This is a genomic window from Marinomonas sp. MED121 (genome assembly GCF_000153025.1).
Classification (GTDB): Bacteria; Pseudomonadota; Gammaproteobacteria; order Pseudomonadales; family Marinomonadaceae; genus Marinomonas.
This window is the reverse complement of the sequence record NZ_CH672429.1, coordinates 1,278,548-1,295,395: the sequence shown is the minus strand read 5'-3', so window position 1 is coordinate 1,295,395 and position 16,848 is coordinate 1,278,548. Positions and strand designations below refer to the sequence as shown.

General features: G+C 42.0%; 13 protein-coding genes. 6 read left to right on the top strand and 7 right to left on the bottom strand.

What is annotated here, in order from left to right; all coding sequences use genetic code 11:
- Positions 1-398: 398 nt before the first annotated feature.
- Entirely contained in the window at positions 399-2,921 is a 2,523-nt protein-coding gene (locus MED121_RS05930; protein WP_009832723.1) for an immune inhibitor A domain-containing protein, read from the bottom strand.
- Positions 2,922-2,993: 72 nt separating this feature from the next.
- Entirely contained in the window at positions 2,994-3,425 is a 432-nt protein-coding gene (locus MED121_RS23620; protein ID WP_009832722.1) for a hypothetical protein, read from the bottom strand.
- Positions 3,426-3,946: 521 nt separating this feature from the next.
- On the opposite strand from MED121_RS23620, the gene MED121_RS05920 reads away from it, so the two are divergent.
- The 6 genes from MED121_RS05920 (at position 3,947) to MED121_RS05895 (ending at position 11,524) form a co-directional block, all read left to right on the top strand.
- Complete coding sequence (locus MED121_RS05920) at positions 3,947-4,903, top strand: LysR family transcriptional regulator (RefSeq protein ID WP_009832721.1); 957 nt, start codon at positions 3,947-3,949, stop codon at positions 4,901-4,903.
- Between the two features lie 225 nt (positions 4,904-5,128).
- The gene (eat, locus tag MED121_RS05915; RefSeq protein WP_009832720.1) at positions 5,129-6,559 is read left to right on the top strand and encodes an ethanolamine permease; all 1,431 of its coding nucleotides are present in this window, start codon (positions 5,129-5,131) and stop codon (positions 6,557-6,559) included.
- Positions 6,560-6,750: 191 nt separating this feature from the next.
- Positions 6,751-8,124: a glutamine synthetase gene (locus tag MED121_RS05910; protein ID WP_009832719.1), complete on the top strand. Its 1,374-nt coding sequence runs from the start codon at positions 6,751-6,753 to the stop codon at positions 8,122-8,124.
- A gap of 83 nt (positions 8,125-8,207) precedes the next feature.
- Complete coding sequence (locus MED121_RS05905) at positions 8,208-9,596, top strand: aldehyde dehydrogenase family protein (RefSeq protein ID WP_009832718.1); 1,389 nt, start codon at positions 8,208-8,210, stop codon at positions 9,594-9,596.
- 12 nt (positions 9,597-9,608) lie between these two features.
- Complete coding sequence (locus MED121_RS05900) at positions 9,609-10,775, top strand: iron-containing alcohol dehydrogenase (RefSeq protein WP_036178809.1); 1,167 nt, start codon at positions 9,609-9,611, stop codon at positions 10,773-10,775.
- A 35-nt stretch (positions 10,776-10,810) separates the two neighbouring features.
- Positions 10,811-11,524: a GMP synthase gene (locus MED121_RS05895; RefSeq protein WP_009832716.1), complete on the top strand. Its 714-nt coding sequence runs from the start codon at positions 10,811-10,813 to the stop codon at positions 11,522-11,524.
- 140 nt (positions 11,525-11,664) lie between these two features.
- Here MED121_RS05895 and MED121_RS05890 read toward each other — a convergent pair whose 3' ends face one another.
- From MED121_RS05890 to MED121_RS23615, 5 genes are all read right to left on the bottom strand, one after another.
- Positions 11,665-12,729 (bottom strand): M48 family metallopeptidase, encoded by a 1,065-nt coding sequence (locus tag MED121_RS05890; RefSeq protein WP_009832715.1) that lies wholly within the window; start codon positions 12,727-12,729, stop codon positions 11,665-11,667.
- 26 nt (positions 12,730-12,755) lie between these two features.
- The gene (locus tag MED121_RS05885) at positions 12,756-13,787 is read right to left on the bottom strand and encodes a DUF898 family protein (protein WP_050764534.1); all 1,032 of its coding nucleotides are present in this window, start codon (positions 13,785-13,787) and stop codon (positions 12,756-12,758) included.
- A 358-nt stretch (positions 13,788-14,145) separates the two neighbouring features.
- Entirely contained in the window at positions 14,146-14,883 is a 738-nt protein-coding gene (locus MED121_RS05880) for a transporter substrate-binding domain-containing protein (protein WP_009832713.1), read from the bottom strand.
- Between the two features lie 209 nt (positions 14,884-15,092).
- The gene (locus MED121_RS05875) at positions 15,093-15,830 is read right to left on the bottom strand and encodes a transporter substrate-binding domain-containing protein (protein WP_009832712.1); all 738 of its coding nucleotides are present in this window, start codon (positions 15,828-15,830) and stop codon (positions 15,093-15,095) included.
- A 503-nt stretch (positions 15,831-16,333) separates the two neighbouring features.
- A complete protein-coding gene (locus tag MED121_RS23615) occupies positions 16,334-16,723 on the bottom strand; it encodes a hypothetical protein (RefSeq protein ID WP_009832711.1) in 390 nt (129 codons plus the stop codon).
- Between the last annotated feature and the right edge of the window lie 125 nt (positions 16,724-16,848).

Sequence of the window (16,848 nt, the reverse complement as noted above, 5' to 3'; positions counted from 1 at the left end):
AAATGTAATAAAGCGTTAAAAAACGATCGAATTGTAAACAAATTGTTATTGATGGGCTAGTCAAAATGCACTAACCCCTCATTTTGTCGTGTTTAAAAGTCGTACAAAATTAAAGCTTTTAGAACAATGAGTTCGGTGAGAATAGTGGTTTGAATTTAATTGAAATGACGGCAGGTGCTGAAAATAAAGGCTTGAGCTCTAGATTAAAGCTTTTAAGTTATTATTGAATGTAAAAAATTTATTTATTTTTTATTACTTAATAGAATAATAAGCCTTGTTTATATGAGAAATTAATAATTAAGATAATGCTTTATTATCTAGAAGCGTCATTGAAATAAAAAGCCATACACCTAGGTGTATGGCTTTATTGTATCACTAGATTATTGTGCGTTTAAGACTTAAAGATTAAGGCTAATCTCTTTTGTCGTTACGGCACCGTCATCGTCAGTTACGGTTAGTGTTACCACTTTTTCGCCTTTTGTTGGGAAAACGTGGATAACAAAGCGTCCTTTTTTCACTTTACCGTTAGGTAGTGTCCAAGTAGTAGAAACGATTTTACCGTCTTCGTCTTTACTCTTAGATTTAAGCATAACAAGGCGACCAAATTGCTTCACTTTCGCTTTCGCAACGGGGGCAATATTATCAGGCTCAGTTGGCTCTTCACCTTTAACATTGAGGCGAATAATCGCGTATTTGTTGCTGCTATCTTGTTCAACGATCTCAACCGACAGACCTTTCTCTGTTAATAAGCGGCCAGAATCTGGTGCTTGAGGAGAGCTATAGTCTTGATCATCTGAGAAGTAGTGGTTGCCTTCAAGATTGTTATCAATCAGTTGGTTGCCATCACTTGCTGTCAGAGTGAAAGGTGTTTGCTTCTGCAAAGAGAAGGTCGCATCACGCATTTGATAACGAGTTTGGGCAATGGCATTATCATTAGCCCAAAGTAGCGCATTTTGGTCAGCATCAACCACACCTAACCAACCTTCACCTGGGTGGTTACCAACCCAGTTATCAGAGCTAGATAGGTCAACATACCAAACCAATAGGCCTGGTTGGAAGTCCATGATTTGTCCCATACGCTTGATATTAGCTAGGCCTTCATCAACACTTTCATGACTACGCCATTGTAGAAGGTAGTAATGCTCTGCAGTGTGGAAACCTTGGTTAATGTTATAGCCGTTATAGCTAAATACATTGTCAGTTTCAGCATCAGAAATAAGCGTGCTGGTACCGTCCGCGACAAAGTTTAGGTTATCTAGGTAGAAACCTTCTTCTGTTAGGCCGCCGTCTGTCACATATTCAAAGCTTAATGTGATGTCTTGGCCTGCCCAAGCAGTAACATCAAATTCAGCATCAACCCAGCCATTAGAAGAGCCAGATAGGGCAGGTACTAGACCTGTACCATATGGGTCATCCATAGTGGTGATGTTACCGGCAATGGCTTCACCGTTAATTAGGACACGCGCAAAGTCATAGTCTTTTTCGATAGTGAACCAAGCTTTGAATTGTAAGCTAACACTCTCACCAGCTGGCACAGTTAAAGAAGCGGACATAGATGAATTTAAGTCATCACCTTTGTCAGAGTAATAATGGTTAGCTCCTTCAAAAGGCGCGATACCGTCAACTTGCTTAAGCGGTAGATCAACACGCACTAGGTTGTCTTTGCTGTTATCTACTGTTTGATTCAAAGTAACAAGCGTTGGGTTATCAGTCAGCTCTTCTAAGGTGAATCTTTGGTCATTGATCCAGTTACCACCCATGTACTCTTGTAAGTAGACTTTTGCCCAAGCACTGAATGCACTAGGTTGAGTACCACCAATCTTACCTGCCCAGCTACCTGAGGACATGATAGACCAGTAAGACACTGGCTCACCTTTGCCTGTGTATTGAGTATCGTATTCGTCAGGTAGACCTAAATCATGGCCATATTCGTGAGCACATACACCGGCAGCGGCATCAATAGGCTGCATTGTGTAATCGTAGGCGACATATTCACCGCCGAAACGTTCAAGACCGCTTGATGTACCAGAAAGAGCGTGAACATTACCTAGGTTGTATCTGTGGGACCAAATCGCATCATCACCTAAGACACCACCACCGGCTTCTTCACCAACCGATGCATGAAACACCATAAGGTGATCAATCATGCCATCAGGTTCACGGTAGTTACCGTCGCCATCATAGTCGTATCTGTCTTCTAAGTCATAATCAGCAAGGTTAATATTTGGATCTTGAGCGAGTTGGTCAAGTGCTTCACGGACCAAGCCTTGCGCGTTGATATCATTATCTGTGGTTGCTGAGTTACCACCATAAGTAGCGGCTTTTTCAGTCGCACGATACCAACCATATACAGCACCATCGACAGAATAGGTTTCACCTGATTCGTCTTGATAGTACTGGCGCATTGAAATTAGATTTTCATCGTTAGGGCCAGTGTAGCCTTCACCTGAGAAAAGCAGGTCTTGATAGTGATCAGTGCTGTAAGAATCATAAAGCATTTCCGTATGCTCAGATGTCAAACCGTTATCGTCCCAAGGCAGATCTGGGAAATCGATCAGTAGGGCTAACACCTTGTCGGTACGCATTTCTGGCTCAGTTAACGCGGTACTTCTTAGTTGTTTGTGACCGCGGTTTTTACCAATGGCTTTTAATACGCGAGCTCTTTGCTCAAGCATTTTTTTATCAGGAGCATGGCTATCAATTTGGCCACCTTTACGCTTGCGTTCTAGTAAAGCTTGAACCGCAGCACGGCGTTCAGCGATGCTAGCATCCGCACTTAACTCACCTTTTTTGATGAGCATTTGAGCAAGTTTGTCTTCATTGGCGATAGCCAAATCCGCAACGGGTTGAGCATGAGAAGGCATGCTGGATAAAGCGATAGCAACCGAAGCCGCTATCAGGGTCGTTTTAACCGGAATCATTCGTTAGTCCTTTATATAAAGTTGGTCTAATTGACGTGCAAAAAACACCAACTTGTTACTGGAATCAGAAACTTAATTGATTTTATTGGGACTAACTTGTTGTGAAGCGGGCTGACAAACTGTTTTTTCATTTGCTTTGTCACCCACCTTTGGCGGCTTGTTATTTGCTTTCTTTTGCATCTTTTTCTGAAGATAGTGTTGCAGTGCTTGCTGCTGCTCAGATGGGCTTGATTCAGCACAAATGATGCCTCTATCTATTAACGACTGGAGTAATCTTTCGTCATTGATACTACTTGCAAAAAGCGAATTAGCAGGCAGAAATGAGGCGGTACAGACAAGCGTGTAAAAAACATTTTTTTTAAACGTTTGATTCAAAAAGCTTTTTGTTAAAACCTTGAATGACTGAGTGCTCATAACGAAACCTAACAAGTTGTTCACAATAAAATCCGCTCTATTACAGTTTTTCGAGGGGCCTTCGTCAATAAAGTGTAAATCTAAGTTCATGATTCGTAAGCTTAAATGACCCTAAAATTAGCTTTAATCTTATTTTGACCAATCAGCCAAGATAAGGGAAGAAAAGGAGAAATGCGAACTTTTTCTGTCTCATTTTATTGAGGTGTCATTTTATGGGCTAATGGAACCCGTTTTAAAAGACTTATTATAAAAGACTAAAAAAATCTAAAAAAACAAACAAAAAAGACTAACAAATTCGCTTTCCATCTACTTTTTAAACGTCATATATCAATAAGGCTATAAGCTTAATGTGACTAAGTTATGCCAAATTTCAACCATGAATCATCTAATGTTAGCTAAGGAAGGTACGAATAAGACTGAGAAGAGGTGGCTTATTCGTACCTTCCCTAACACCTTGCGCTAAAACCTAGTATCAGTTGCGCCTCAAGTCATAAACCTCAGTACTTTCATTCACACGCTAAGGCAGGTGGGCTTCTTCGCATCTTCCCTAGGACTTGCGAGACGCATGTGTGACGGGCATGATGTTGGCTCTTAGGTAAAAGGTTAACAAGATGGATATTAACTTAGGGTTTGATTTAAAAGCACTTTCTGTCTTTGTGCTAGTGGCAGAAACAGGCAATATGTCACAAGCGGCAGAACGGCTTGGTACGACGCAATCTTCTATCTCGCAAACCCTCTCAAGTTTAGAAGCCAACCTGAAAACCCAGCTGATTGATCGCAGCGTGAGACCTTTGGTTATCACCTCTGCAGGTCGTTTTTTTTACGATAGGGCGTCTTACTTATTAAAAGAAGCGGCTCAGACCAGCCGTGATATCAAGCAAGAAAATTATGAGCAACTAAGGCAAGTGAATATCGCTATCGTTGACTCCCTAGTGACGGCTGTTGGTGGCCCTATTCTAGAGGCGGTAAAGCATAGAACCAGAGAGTGGAGTATCAAAACCGGCTCTTCTCATATGCATGCCCACGGGCTTTTATCTCATCAGCTAGACATTATTTTATCTGACGATGCACTAGAGGATCATCCTGATTTGTGCCGTTTTCCCATTTTACGTGAGCCTTTCATTATTGCCCTGCCCAATGACTATAAGGTGAAACAGCTTGATTTAAATAGCCTCTGTCGAGATTTAGATTTTGTGCGTTATTCAGAGCATTCCTTGATAGGACAAACGATAGAAAGGTATTTAAGGCGCATTCAATTAGAGCCCCCAATGCGCTTACAGCTCGACAACTCCTATGCGATTGCTTCCATGGTGTCAGCAGGTGCTGGTTGGACTATTACCAGCCCATTATGTTTGTTTCAATCTGGTATCAAGATGCATCAGGTTCAATGTTTACCATTACCAGGAGATAGCTTTGTGAGGGCCCTAACCTTGGTCGCAAGAAACAATGAATTGCTTGATTTACCTAAGACGATTGCCAAGGACAGTCGCGCGATTTTAAAAGAGAAGTTTTTACAGGAAGTAGGGGCGCACTTGCCCTGGTTGGAAGGTCAAATTGTGATTGAGTGAGTTTCTTATTGGAAACTTTTTCTCTGTTAGTGATTGTTTTTAAAAGAAATATTTTGACACTATTAATTTTTTTAATAGTACGAATTTATTTCAGATGATGGTGTTTGCAGAGCCTAAAAATAATCTCTTACTATCGAAAGGTATTCAATTTTTCGCAATTGAATCGCTATTTGAAAATCAGAACTATCGCTTTATCCCAACAATTATTGGAAAAGGAATAGCAAGATGTCAGACAGTAATAGCGCACTAGGTTATGACTCTGTAGCCAAAGAATACCTTCAAAAAAGGCAACTTAAACAAGGAGCCGCAGGGTGGATATTGCTTGCGGGTCTTGGGGTGTCTTATGTTATCTCAGGCGACTTTGCCGGCTGGAACTTTGGCCTAGCGCAAGGGGGGTTTGGTGGCATGCTCATCGCCACTGTTATTATGGGAATCATGTATACCTGCATGGTTTTATCATTGGCAGAGCTTTCTGCATCATTGCCTACTGCAGGTGGTGGCTATAGTTATGCCAGACGCGCATTGGGTCGTACCGGGGGCTTTTTAACCGGCACCGCCATATTACTTGAATACGCCATTGCGCCCGCTGCGATCGCAGTCTTTATTGGTGGCTATTGTAATGAATTATTTGGCTGGGATGGGGCAAGCGTCTATGCCGCTTTTTATGTGATTTTTATTGGTATTCATTTATTTGGTGCTGGCGAAGCCCTAAAAATCATGTTGGTTATCACCTCTATCGCCGCCCTTGCCATTATCGCATTTATTCTCGGTATGATTCCGCATTTTGAAGTGGCCAACCTGATGGACATTTCGGTTAACTCAAGTGCCGTTGGTGCCAGTGCGTTTCTTCCTCAAGGTTATATTGGTATTTGGGCAGCTATTCCTTTTGCTATGTGGCTTTTTTTAGCGGTTGAAGGTGTACCGCTTGCGGCAGAAGAAGCTACCGATCCTGCAAGAGATTTACCAAAAGGCATTATCACTGCCATGGTGATCTTGTTGGTTTTTGGTGGCTTAGTCTTGGTATTGGCGCCAGGTGGTTCTAGCGCAGACTTGATGAAAGATCATGCGGCGCCTTTAGTTGGTGCGTTACAGGCGGTTTATGGTGAAAACTCCATGGTCGCAACCTTTGTTAACCTAGTAGGTCTAGCCGGTTTGATTGCCAGCTTCTTCTCTATTATTTATGCCTATTCTCGTCAGGTATTTGCCTTGTCTCGTGCTGGTTACTTGCCACGTTTCTTGTCTTTGACAGGTAAACGCAAGGTGCCGACCTTAGCGTTAATCATTCCTGGCATTATAGGTTTCTTGCTGTCTTTAACCGGTGAAGGTGATTTGATGATCACCATGGCGGTATTTGGTGCCACCTTGTCTTATGCCCTGATGACCTTGTCTCACATTATCTTGCGAGTAAAAGAGCCTGATCTAGTGCGTCCATATAAAACACCTGGTGGCGTGTTCACTTCAGGTATTGCTTGTGTGTTAGCGGTTATCGCCTTTATTTCAACCTTCCTAGTGAGCCGAGAAGCGGCGATGTGGTCGGCTGTTTTCTACGGCATCATGGTGGCTTACTTCTTTTTATATAGCCGTCATCATCTTGTAGCACAGGCACCAGAAGAAGAGTTTGAAGCCATTGCAAATGCTGAAAAAGAGCTGAGCTAAGGGTTTAAAACTAACAAATAAAGCGAATTCTGAATGAGGAAAGCAGTACAAGGATGTACCTAGAGTACTGGTTAAGAGGGCTTAGAATGAGCTCTTTTAACTCTTGAAAGAAGTTAAATGCGTCGCTTGCCCTTCCAATATGGTGAGCAGACAGGTCCTAAAAAGAATATTTCGAACAAGAGTACGACATTATGTTAAATGCAAAAGATGTGAAAACAGTTGAAGATGCTAAGCGCATCATTGATGAACGTAATTTGAGCCATGTGAAGGTGGGTTTATTCGATATCGATGGCATTATGCGTGGCAAGTACATGAGCAAGGAGAAGTTCTTTTCTTCATTGGACAGTGGTTTTGCATTTTGTGATGTTGTATTAGGCTGGGATTCAAAGGATCAGCTTTATGATAATGGCAAGGTAACAGGCTGGGAAACAGGTTACCCAGATGCCCCCGTGCGCATATTACCTCATACTTGTCGTGACATAGTGGACGAGCCTGGCCAATTGCTTTTTATTGCTGAGTTTGTCGATGAGGCTGAAAAGGTCTGTCCACGTGGCACCCTGCGTAAAGTGATTGAGAAAGGCAAAGCCATGGGCTTTGATGCGTTTGCGGCGCTTGAGTATGAATTCTTTATGTTTGATGAAACCCCAGACTCCATTCGAGAAAAGGGCTTTCGTAACCTAAAACCTATCACCCCAGATTTCTTTGGCTATTCCGTCATTCGCAATTCAGTACATTCTGAGTTGTACCAGCAAATCATGGGGATGGGGGAGCTAATGGATTTCCCAATCGAAGGTTTGCACACAGAAACGGGGCCAGGTGTATTAGAAGCCGCTCTTGCGGTAGACGATGCGACCAAAGCAGCGGATAAAGCAGCGCTCTTTAAAACCTTCATGAAGGTGCTAGCACAACGTAATAATATGATGGCGACTTTTATGGCTAAGTGGTCCGGTGACTATCCGGGGCAAAGTGGCCACATTCATCTTTCTCTGAAAAATAGTGCTGATGGTAGCTCAGCTTTTTATGATGCCAATAATAAACACAATATTAGTAAGGTTCAGCGCCACTTTATTGCAGGCCAGCAGCGTCTTATGCCTGAATTACTGGCGATGTTCGCGCCAACCGTCAATAGCTATAGCCGTTTGATTCCTGGTTTTTGGGCACCGACTGATGCCACTTGGGGGGTAGAGAATAGAACCACGGCACTTCGAGTTATCCCAGGCTCGCCAAAATCTCAAAGGGTGGAATACCGTTTAGGTTCAGCTGATGCCAACCCTTATCTTGCTCTAGCGGCCGCTTTAGGTGCTGGTCTTTATGGTATAGAGCATGAACTAGAGCCAGAAGCGCAAGTCAAAGGCAACTCCTATGAGCAAACCCATTCGCCAGAATTAGCGCTGCCTCGTACCCTATGGGAATCTGCACAAAGGCTGAAGCACTCCGCCGCAGCTAAAGACTTATTTGGGGAAACCTTTGTTGAGCATTTTGCTGCAACCCGAGAGTGGGAAGAACGAGAGTTTCGCCGTCATATTACCGATTGGGAAATGGAACGTTACTTCGAAATTATTTAATCAGCTTGAGATTCACCTATTTTGAGTTGAAATTCAGATCTTTTTAGTTAAGAGCATAACCGCTTTGGATACAGGAAATTAGAATGACAAACATGATCAAAACCATCTCACCGATCAATGGTGAGGTTTATGTAGAGCGCCCTTTAGCCGCAACTAATGAAATAGACGATACCTTAATTAAAGCCAGATTAGCGCAGCAAGCTTGGTCCGCAAAAAGCGTGGCAGAACGTGCGCAAATTTGTACGGCTGCGGTTGATGCTTTTGTGGCGAACAAAGACGTGATTGCGAAAGAGTTAACTTGGCAAATGGGTCGTCCTATTCGTTATAGCCAAGGGGAAGTGGGGGGTTATGAAGAACGTGCCCGTTACATGATAGGGGCAGCAGAAGAAGCGCTAGCGCCGTTGCAGCTTGAAGAGAAAGCGGGTTTTACTCGCTACATCAAACGTGAAGCTTTAGGTGTGGTATTTGTGGTTGCCCCTTGGAACTTCCCTTTTATGACGGCGATTAATGCGGTTATGCCTGCTTTAATGGCAGGTAATGCTGTGGTACTTAAGCATTCGGCGCAAACGCCTTTATGTGCAGAACGTATGGTTGAATCCTTTGAAAAAGCAGGGTTACCAGCAGGTGTGTTCCAATATTTGCATTTATCTCATGCTGATACAGAAAGCATTATCGCCTCTGATAAGGTGGATTATGTTGCTTTTACGGGTTCTGTGGCGGGTGGTGAAATGGTTGAAAAAGCCGCAGCTGGTACTTTTAAAGGCACGGGTCTTGAGTTAGGGGGGAAAGACCCTGCTTATGTGCGCGCTGATGCCAATATTGATCAAGCGGTAGATACTGCCATTGATGGCGCTTTCTTTAACTCAGGCCAGTCATGCTGTGGTATTGAGCGTATTTACGTGCACGAGTCTGTCTATGATGAGTTCGTTGAAAAAGCAGTGGCATTGGTAAATGGCTATGTACTTGGTCGCTCTGATGATGAAAGCACAACCTTGGGCCCAGTGGTTAAAGCAAGCTCTGCTGACTTTATTCAAGGCCAAATAGACGAAGCCATAGAGCAAGGTGCAGTGGCGCATATTGATAGCAAAGCTTTTGCCATGGCAGAAAAAGGCACGCCTTACCTAGCACCACAAGTACTGACCAATGTGGATCATTCTATGCGTATTATGCAAGAAGAGTCCTTTGGCCCTGTTGTCGGCATTCAAAAAGTGGCCGATGACGAAGCGGCGATCACCTTAATGAATGACAGTGAGTTTGGCCTGACTGCCAGTGTGTTTACCACAGATGTAGAAGCCGGTATTGCAGTGGGTGAACGCCTTGAAACAGGCACCTTCTTTATCAACCGCTGTGACTACCTAGACCCAGCGCTCGCTTGGACTGGGGTGAAAAACTCAGGTAAGGGCTGCACCTTGTCATCTCTAGGGTATGACTATATTACTCGTCCAAAATCTTTCCACATTAAACTGCCTTAGTCGGAGCTTTTTATGACATATTCTCAATACACAATGAACTGGAATTATCCGACAGCGGTTCGCGCTGGTGTTGGTCGCATTAGCGAACTGGCCGATGCATGCCAATCTCTTGGGATGAAAGCGCCACTTCTAGTAACAGACCCAGGCCTGGCAAGCTTGCCTATGGTGACAGATGCTATCGCAGCCTGTGTTGAAGCGGGTTTAGATTGCCGTTTGTTTAGCAATATCAAAGGTAACCCAACCGGTGAAAACGTCAATGATGGCGTAGTCGCTTTTCGTGAAGGTAAGCATGACGGCGTGATTGCATTTGGTGGCGGCTCTGGCCTTGATGCGGCCAAAGCCATTGCCTTTATGTCTGGTCAAACCGCTGATCTATGGTCGTTTGAAGATGTGGGTGATAACTGGAGTAAAGCGATTGAATCAGGTATCGCACCGATTGTTGCGGTTCCAACGACCTCTGGTACAGGTTCAGAAGTAGGGCGAGCATCTGTGATCACCGATGATGTTAACCATGTGAAGAAAATCATCTTTCATCCAAAAATGTTGCCAGAGGTGGTGATCTTGGATCCGGTATTAACCCAAGGGCTCCCTGCCAAAATTACTGCTGCGACAGGGATGGATGCCTTATCTCATAACCTAGAAGCGTATTGCTCGCCTTACTATCACCCAATGGCTGAAGGGATTGCGATCGAAGGGATTCGCTTGGTCAAAGAGTACTTACCTCAAGCGGTTGCTAATGGGGATAACCTAGATGCCAGAATGCAGATGCTGGTGTCATCTTCCATGGGAGCGACCGCCTTTCAGCGAGGCCTTGGCGGCATGCACGCCTTAGCGCATCCTTTAGGGGCTTTATACGATGCTCACCATGGTTTATTGAATGCCATCTTGATGCCTTATGTGCTTAAAGCGAACCAAGAAGTCATTGCCGAAAAATTGTCTCGTTTAGCCCTTTATATTGGCCTAGAAGGCAGTTTTGATGCCTTTTTACAATGGGTATTAGATCTTCGTGAACAATTAGGTATTCCGCATACACTCGCGGCAATTGGCATAGATGAAGAAAAATCAGAGCGAGTAGGGCGTATGGCCACAGAAGACCCTTCTGCTGGCGGTAATCCAATTAGCTTTACCGAAGCTCAATACAGCCAGTTATTTAAAAATGCGGTACAAGGTGTGCTATAGCACCTTGTAAGCTGCAGCCATAAAGGATGCTTTAGATGAAGATTGGATTATTACAATGTGATTCTGTGATTGATGCGCTACAAGGAAAGCATGGCAATTATCCGGCTATGTTCAGGGAACTGTTTGCTCAAATTGATAGCCGTATTGAATTAACGGTTTTCAACGTCATTGAAGGTGAATATCCAGAGGATATTGACGCTTTTGATGGCTATGTCACCACAGGTAGCCGTTTTGGTGCTGAAGATGACTTACCTTGGATTATGGACTTGATCGGCTTTGTACAAACGCTCTATCAAGCCAACAAAAAGCTAGTGGGTATTTGCTTTGGTCACCAGATTATTGCAAAAGCTCTAGGTGGTCAGGTGGTGAAATCGGATAAGGGCTGGGGTGTAGGGGTTTCTGTCAATGAAGTGCTTGATGGCAATCAGCAGCAAATAGCTTGGATGAAACCGGCTAAAGCGCAAATGAAACTGATAGTGAGCCATCAAGATCAAGTGGTGCAATTACCAAAGGACAGTCAGGTGCTTGCTGCGAGTGAGTTCTGTCCAGCATATATGTACAGTGTGGGCGATTGCTTCTTGTGTGTACAAGGGCATCCTGAGTTTTCAAAATCCTATTCCAATGACCTAATGGAATCCCGTCGAGACCGCATCCCTCATGATGTGATTGAAGAGGGACAAGCCTCATTAGAGCAAGATGTGGACGATATCTTGATGACTCAATGGATAGTGAATTTCTTAAAAGACTAAACCTTCGAGCAAAGCACAAAAAAGCCCGAACACCTTTATTGGCTCGGGCTTTTTTGTGCCGCTCTTTTATTAAAAGCATTTATCAAGAGCATCTATTCAGAGTATTTATCTAATAAAGATAAGAGAATAAACAAGAGGGCTTAATGCGCTTCTTTATAATCCAAAATCGTTTGGATACGCTCTTCTGGGTCTGGGTGAGTTGAGAGGTAGCTCCCTAACTTTGAAAGTTTTCCTTTTTCTTCTGTGTCATGGGTATGGCTTTGGCTTTGGGTTAGGCGCCCCATAATTAATGCAAAGTTTTCCACGTTAATGCCGGCCAAGGTAAGTTGCTCCAACGCAAACTGATCCGCTTCTCGTTCAAAGTCACGAGAATAGGTCAGGTCGGCTAATAAGCTAGGCAGCCCCGTCACTATATCTAATGTATCAAGATCCCCTGTGACCATTAATATAAAGGCTGTCATGATAGAAGCCTGAATGGATCGCTTTAAGATATGTTTGTGCTTTAAATGGCCTATTTCATGAAAAAGTACCGAAATGATTTCGTCATCATTTTTGGTTAGCGCGATAAATTCATCGGTGAATACTAAAGTGCCGTCAGGCAAAGCAAATGCATTTGCACCAAAACCTGAGCGAAATTCTATTTTGATATTGAGATGTTCAAAATCTTTATAATAGGGCTTCATTAAGTATCTAAGGCTGCTTTGCTCTGCTTGCGATAATTCACTTGGCTCTAAAAAACTATGATCTAGAAGAGTCAGGCTTTGATCAAATTGAGTTTCTATAACCTCAGGCAAATTGTTAACAATTGCATTTGTTAGTTTAGGTATACCGTATACGACGCTGATAAACATGATGGCCACTAAAGCGCAGGTAGCGATCAGTATGGTGCTTAGGTTTGATTCGAATTTATGGAGTAGGGAGCCTTGATAGCGCGTCAAAGAAAGGGTTTTAGCCAGTGAATCTACCCCTTCATTATCATAACTAATAAAAAGCTGGTCATTTTCTAAGATGATTTCACGGGCAGTATTACCAATGCGGGACTCAATTTTAATTGAGCCCGCCTCGAAATTAATTAACTCATTACCTATGTGCTCAGCACCGGGACCATAAATGTAAAGCTTTACGCCGTTATGGTTATTGAGCTCTAAGCTTGCTTCATGGCGCTTTGATGATTTGCCATCAAGGTAATAGCCCTTAATTGTCATTTTCTAACGTCTCTAAATGATAAAGGCTAAACGCCAAAGTCAAAGGCTTGGCCCATTTCTTCACCCAGCGCGCCCACATTTTGTGAGGAGGCAGCGTAGAAATTCTCAAGGGAACCGTTAGCTTCAAGTCGAATGTTTTCGGCCATATATTTAATCATACGAATTTTTGCTGCAGGTAAATAAAGGCCCAAAGTCAAAATGGTTAAAAGCACATTAATTAACATGACTTTAAATAAACCCGGCATGGTGAAGTTGGCATTAAAATTATGCTCTTCAATATGCAGGTTTCGATAAAAGATATTATTTACAGTGACGATCGCAAAGATAATGAGCACTAGGTAAACTGGCAGAATAATAAGAGGTAGAAGAGCGACTAAAGCCGGAGCCGAACTAATGACACCTAAGGCAACTAAGCCAAAAACCAGCATCACTGCAGCAGCAATTAATGCAGGTTTACCATAATCCCAAGTTTTGGCGCTAAAGTGGAATTGAGTTGTACCGTAAGATGAGTGGTTGACTATGTATTTGTTCATTTCTTTATAGGCTTTAGGGTATAAAAGCCCAAAACTTAATACCCCAAGCAATGGCCAAATAATGACTGCCATAACCGCTTGCCAATAGGTTGCATGAAAGCGAAATTGAATATTGTTATAAGACGTCATGCGACGATTAAATGCCAAAGACTGATTAACAAAGTAAGGAATAGCAATGAATAGCGCTATACCTAATATTGCACCAAGAGTAGGCTTAAACTGCAAGGTAACCATGTAAATGATCAAGGCGACAACAGCGATTATACGCCCTTTTAATATTTGTATCGGCGTAGCTAAATAGCGAAAGTGAGTATTATTTAAATATAGATTTGAGTGTAAATAACGATTATTTCTAACTGTGGCCCAAGCGGAGTAAATACCTAAAGTTAATGCTGTTAAGAGCGCATTAACAACCCATAATTTAAAATATTCAAAACCTTGGCCGCGAAATTCAAAGGGGAGAATCTTATTTGTATGAGTTTTGTCATGATGAGTGGCGTTGTCAGTGGTTACTGATTCAGGCATTGAGCATTCCTTACTAATTTTATCCATTTTAGTTATTTCATATAAGGCTAATATATTGCCTTGTTTATGACGGTTTGCCTATCAGAAGTTTAAAAAATAATGATTTTACTTCTATCTGGGCTCACTTTCTGGCTCTTTTTGTGTCAAAAACTGATCCTGAGTGTAATGAAATAATAAAAACATTGAAAGTTATAATAAGTTGAATTTTTTAAGTGGTTAGTAAAACTATAAAGAGTTGATAATAAAATTGATAAAAAGCCATCCATGGCAAAGAGGGTCGGGTTTCCTTATTAAAAATTTAAACTCGTTTTATAAAGTTATGGAATCTGCGATTAAGTCACCTCTTCTCAGTCCTTAGTTAATTCTGATTAAATTCTTCTAGTATCTCTTGATAAATACCTTGGGATTGAATTTGAATAAATCCGGCATTAAAGTCATCCCGAATTTTTTCGCCATTAGGGATATTTTTTGACACCATGATATAAAGGTCATTTTTTTCTATTGGCGGCTGAACCATGCTTAATTCACTTGGATTCATTCCCATTTTCCCTGCAATACTTTTCACCACAGATAAGTTATCCGCATAAAGATTAATATTGTCACTGGCTAAGGCCTGCAAGCCTTCTTCCGCGCCGCTATAACCTTGAATACTCTCAAAAGGGAAGGCGTCAAAGCTTTGGCTAATGACTGATCCTTCCATTTTGCCAATCTTATATTGGTTAAGCATTTCAAACGAAGAGTAGAATTCAAGGTCGAGTTTTTGGTGCTTAATTACCCCTGTTAATACCGAATAAATAGGAATAGAAACATGGTAGTTTTGAGCTCTCTCATCAGAATAATAGGCACCCATCAGCACCTCTTTCTCTCCTGATTTGACTTGCGCCATAGCTTCTTTCCATTGGGTAAATTCGATCTCACTTTGATAACCAGACGCTTTAAAAGAGGCGGATACCAGAGCTGATATAAAGCCCCCCTGATCAAGGTTTTCTCCATAAAAAGGCTCCCAGTTTGTGGTGGTCAGTGAGACGTCTTGGGCTTGAGATAAGCTAGGTATCACCAAGCTAATTGCGAGCAAGGTTTTGAGTAAACGCGTCATTAATACACTTCCTTTAATAATTATTATGATTAATTTGCATGCAGGCTAACCTAAAAGTTTTTAGCGAATACATTAAAAAAGGTAAGAATGACTTGGCTGGATTTATAGGTGTCGTATTTGATTAAAATTTGAACGATCATTTAATAAAAAGAGATAAAAAACGTATTTGAGAGGAGAGTTTCGCCGTCCTTGGCAAACAAAATAAAATATTAATTTTGATTAAAACGAGACAAGATTTTGTCATAGGTGCCATTAACCTGAATTTGAACAAAGCCTTTGTTGAAGGCATCTCTTAACTCAATTGCACCTGGAATGTTTTTAGACACAAGTACATAAAGTTGGTTTTCTTCAATGGGGGGTTGCAGTAGTTTCAGTGAAGCGGGGTCAATTCCTATGTCTGTTGCCACATTTTTAGCGACCGCAAAACTATCAACATAAAGGTCTATGGTACCTGCATCTAGCGCTTTTAACCCATCATCAACGCCAATAAAACCTGTTAGGTTTTTAAAAGGATAAGCATCAAAACTTTTGCTCACAACAGACTGATCTATTTTGCCAATCTTATATTCATCGAGCATTTCAAAGGAGTTATAAAAGTCTAGGGGTAAACCTTCTTTTTTGATAATCCCGGTTAGTACTGAGTAGATAGGGAGGGAGAAATGATAGTCTTGGTTTCTCTCTTCTGAAAAATAGGCGCCAACTAAGATGTCTTTTTGGCCTGATTTGACTTGTTCTAGGGCATCTCCCCAGCTAATAAATTCGAGATTTGAATCGTAACCCGATGCTTTTAATGATTCGCGAACAATAACGGCAATGAAACCGCCATCATCTAGTTTAGAACCGTAAAACGGGGCCCAATCTGTGGTGGTTAAAGATATTGTTTTTGCTTGACTGAGTTGGCCAAAACCTAGGCCAAGTATCAGTAGTAGCACGGATAAAGCTTTCATTCTTTAGCTCCTAGTGTTTTAGAAAATATTGGCTTTGTTAAATATTTCTCCCTACGGCTGGAGAGCCATTAAATAAAGCAGCTGCAGATAAAAGATAGTATTAAAAAGTGAAATTATAAATGTGCTCAGAAATAATGGCGAAGGGCTGAAAGGTTATTGATGCGTCATTTTTTTATCTTGATCTTTATACGCCTACGATAAAGCCCTCCCACTTCAGTATGTGAATAAAAGCACTTAGATTTATGGTGAGGGGGCGTAATTTAATAATGATATCTGTTGATAAGCGCATCAAGAGACAAGGTTTTGGGGCACGCCTTTCGGGTCTTTGCAGAATACCTGTACGGCATTTTCATAATACCTGTACGGCATTTTCATAATACCTGTACGGCATTTTCATAATACCTGTACGGCATTTTAGAAAAAGCGTTACTCTGCGTTGCTCCTTCTCAAAGGTATCTAGATTATGTCAAAGTGACGCCTTGTTTGATGTTCTTCTCATAAGCCTATAAAGGGGCTTTATCGAATTCTTTACCAAGACGAAAACAATCAATGGCGGTATAAACCCAAGTTGCAACAATGAAATAAGTCAGGGTTTTGATAAACTCAGGGCCATACAGGGAAGGCCCATGGAGCAGTTGCTCAGTGATTTGTATTGGGTCAAAGCTTTGTTGACCCGCTAAAATTTGCTCAGCAATGATATTGGCTTTAAACATCGCTTCTTTCATGATGAAGAAGAGGGTACCCAGAGCAATGGCTAATGCAATAACACCACGAATAGGCTTTTTTAGCATAAAGTAACCGGCACCTGGAAATACGGTTGTACAAAGTAATGCGGCTTTATGGGACTTCTTCATGTATTGACCTTGCTTCGACTGATTTATCACTTTGGCCATTATAAAGCCTAGGGAAGTGATTAAATAGCGGTGAAAAGCAGCTTGTTAAAAATAGAGGGAGTATTGGCCTTAAGGAAGAGCAAGACTGGCCAGCGATAAATCATTATGCCCTCCTTGGCATTAAG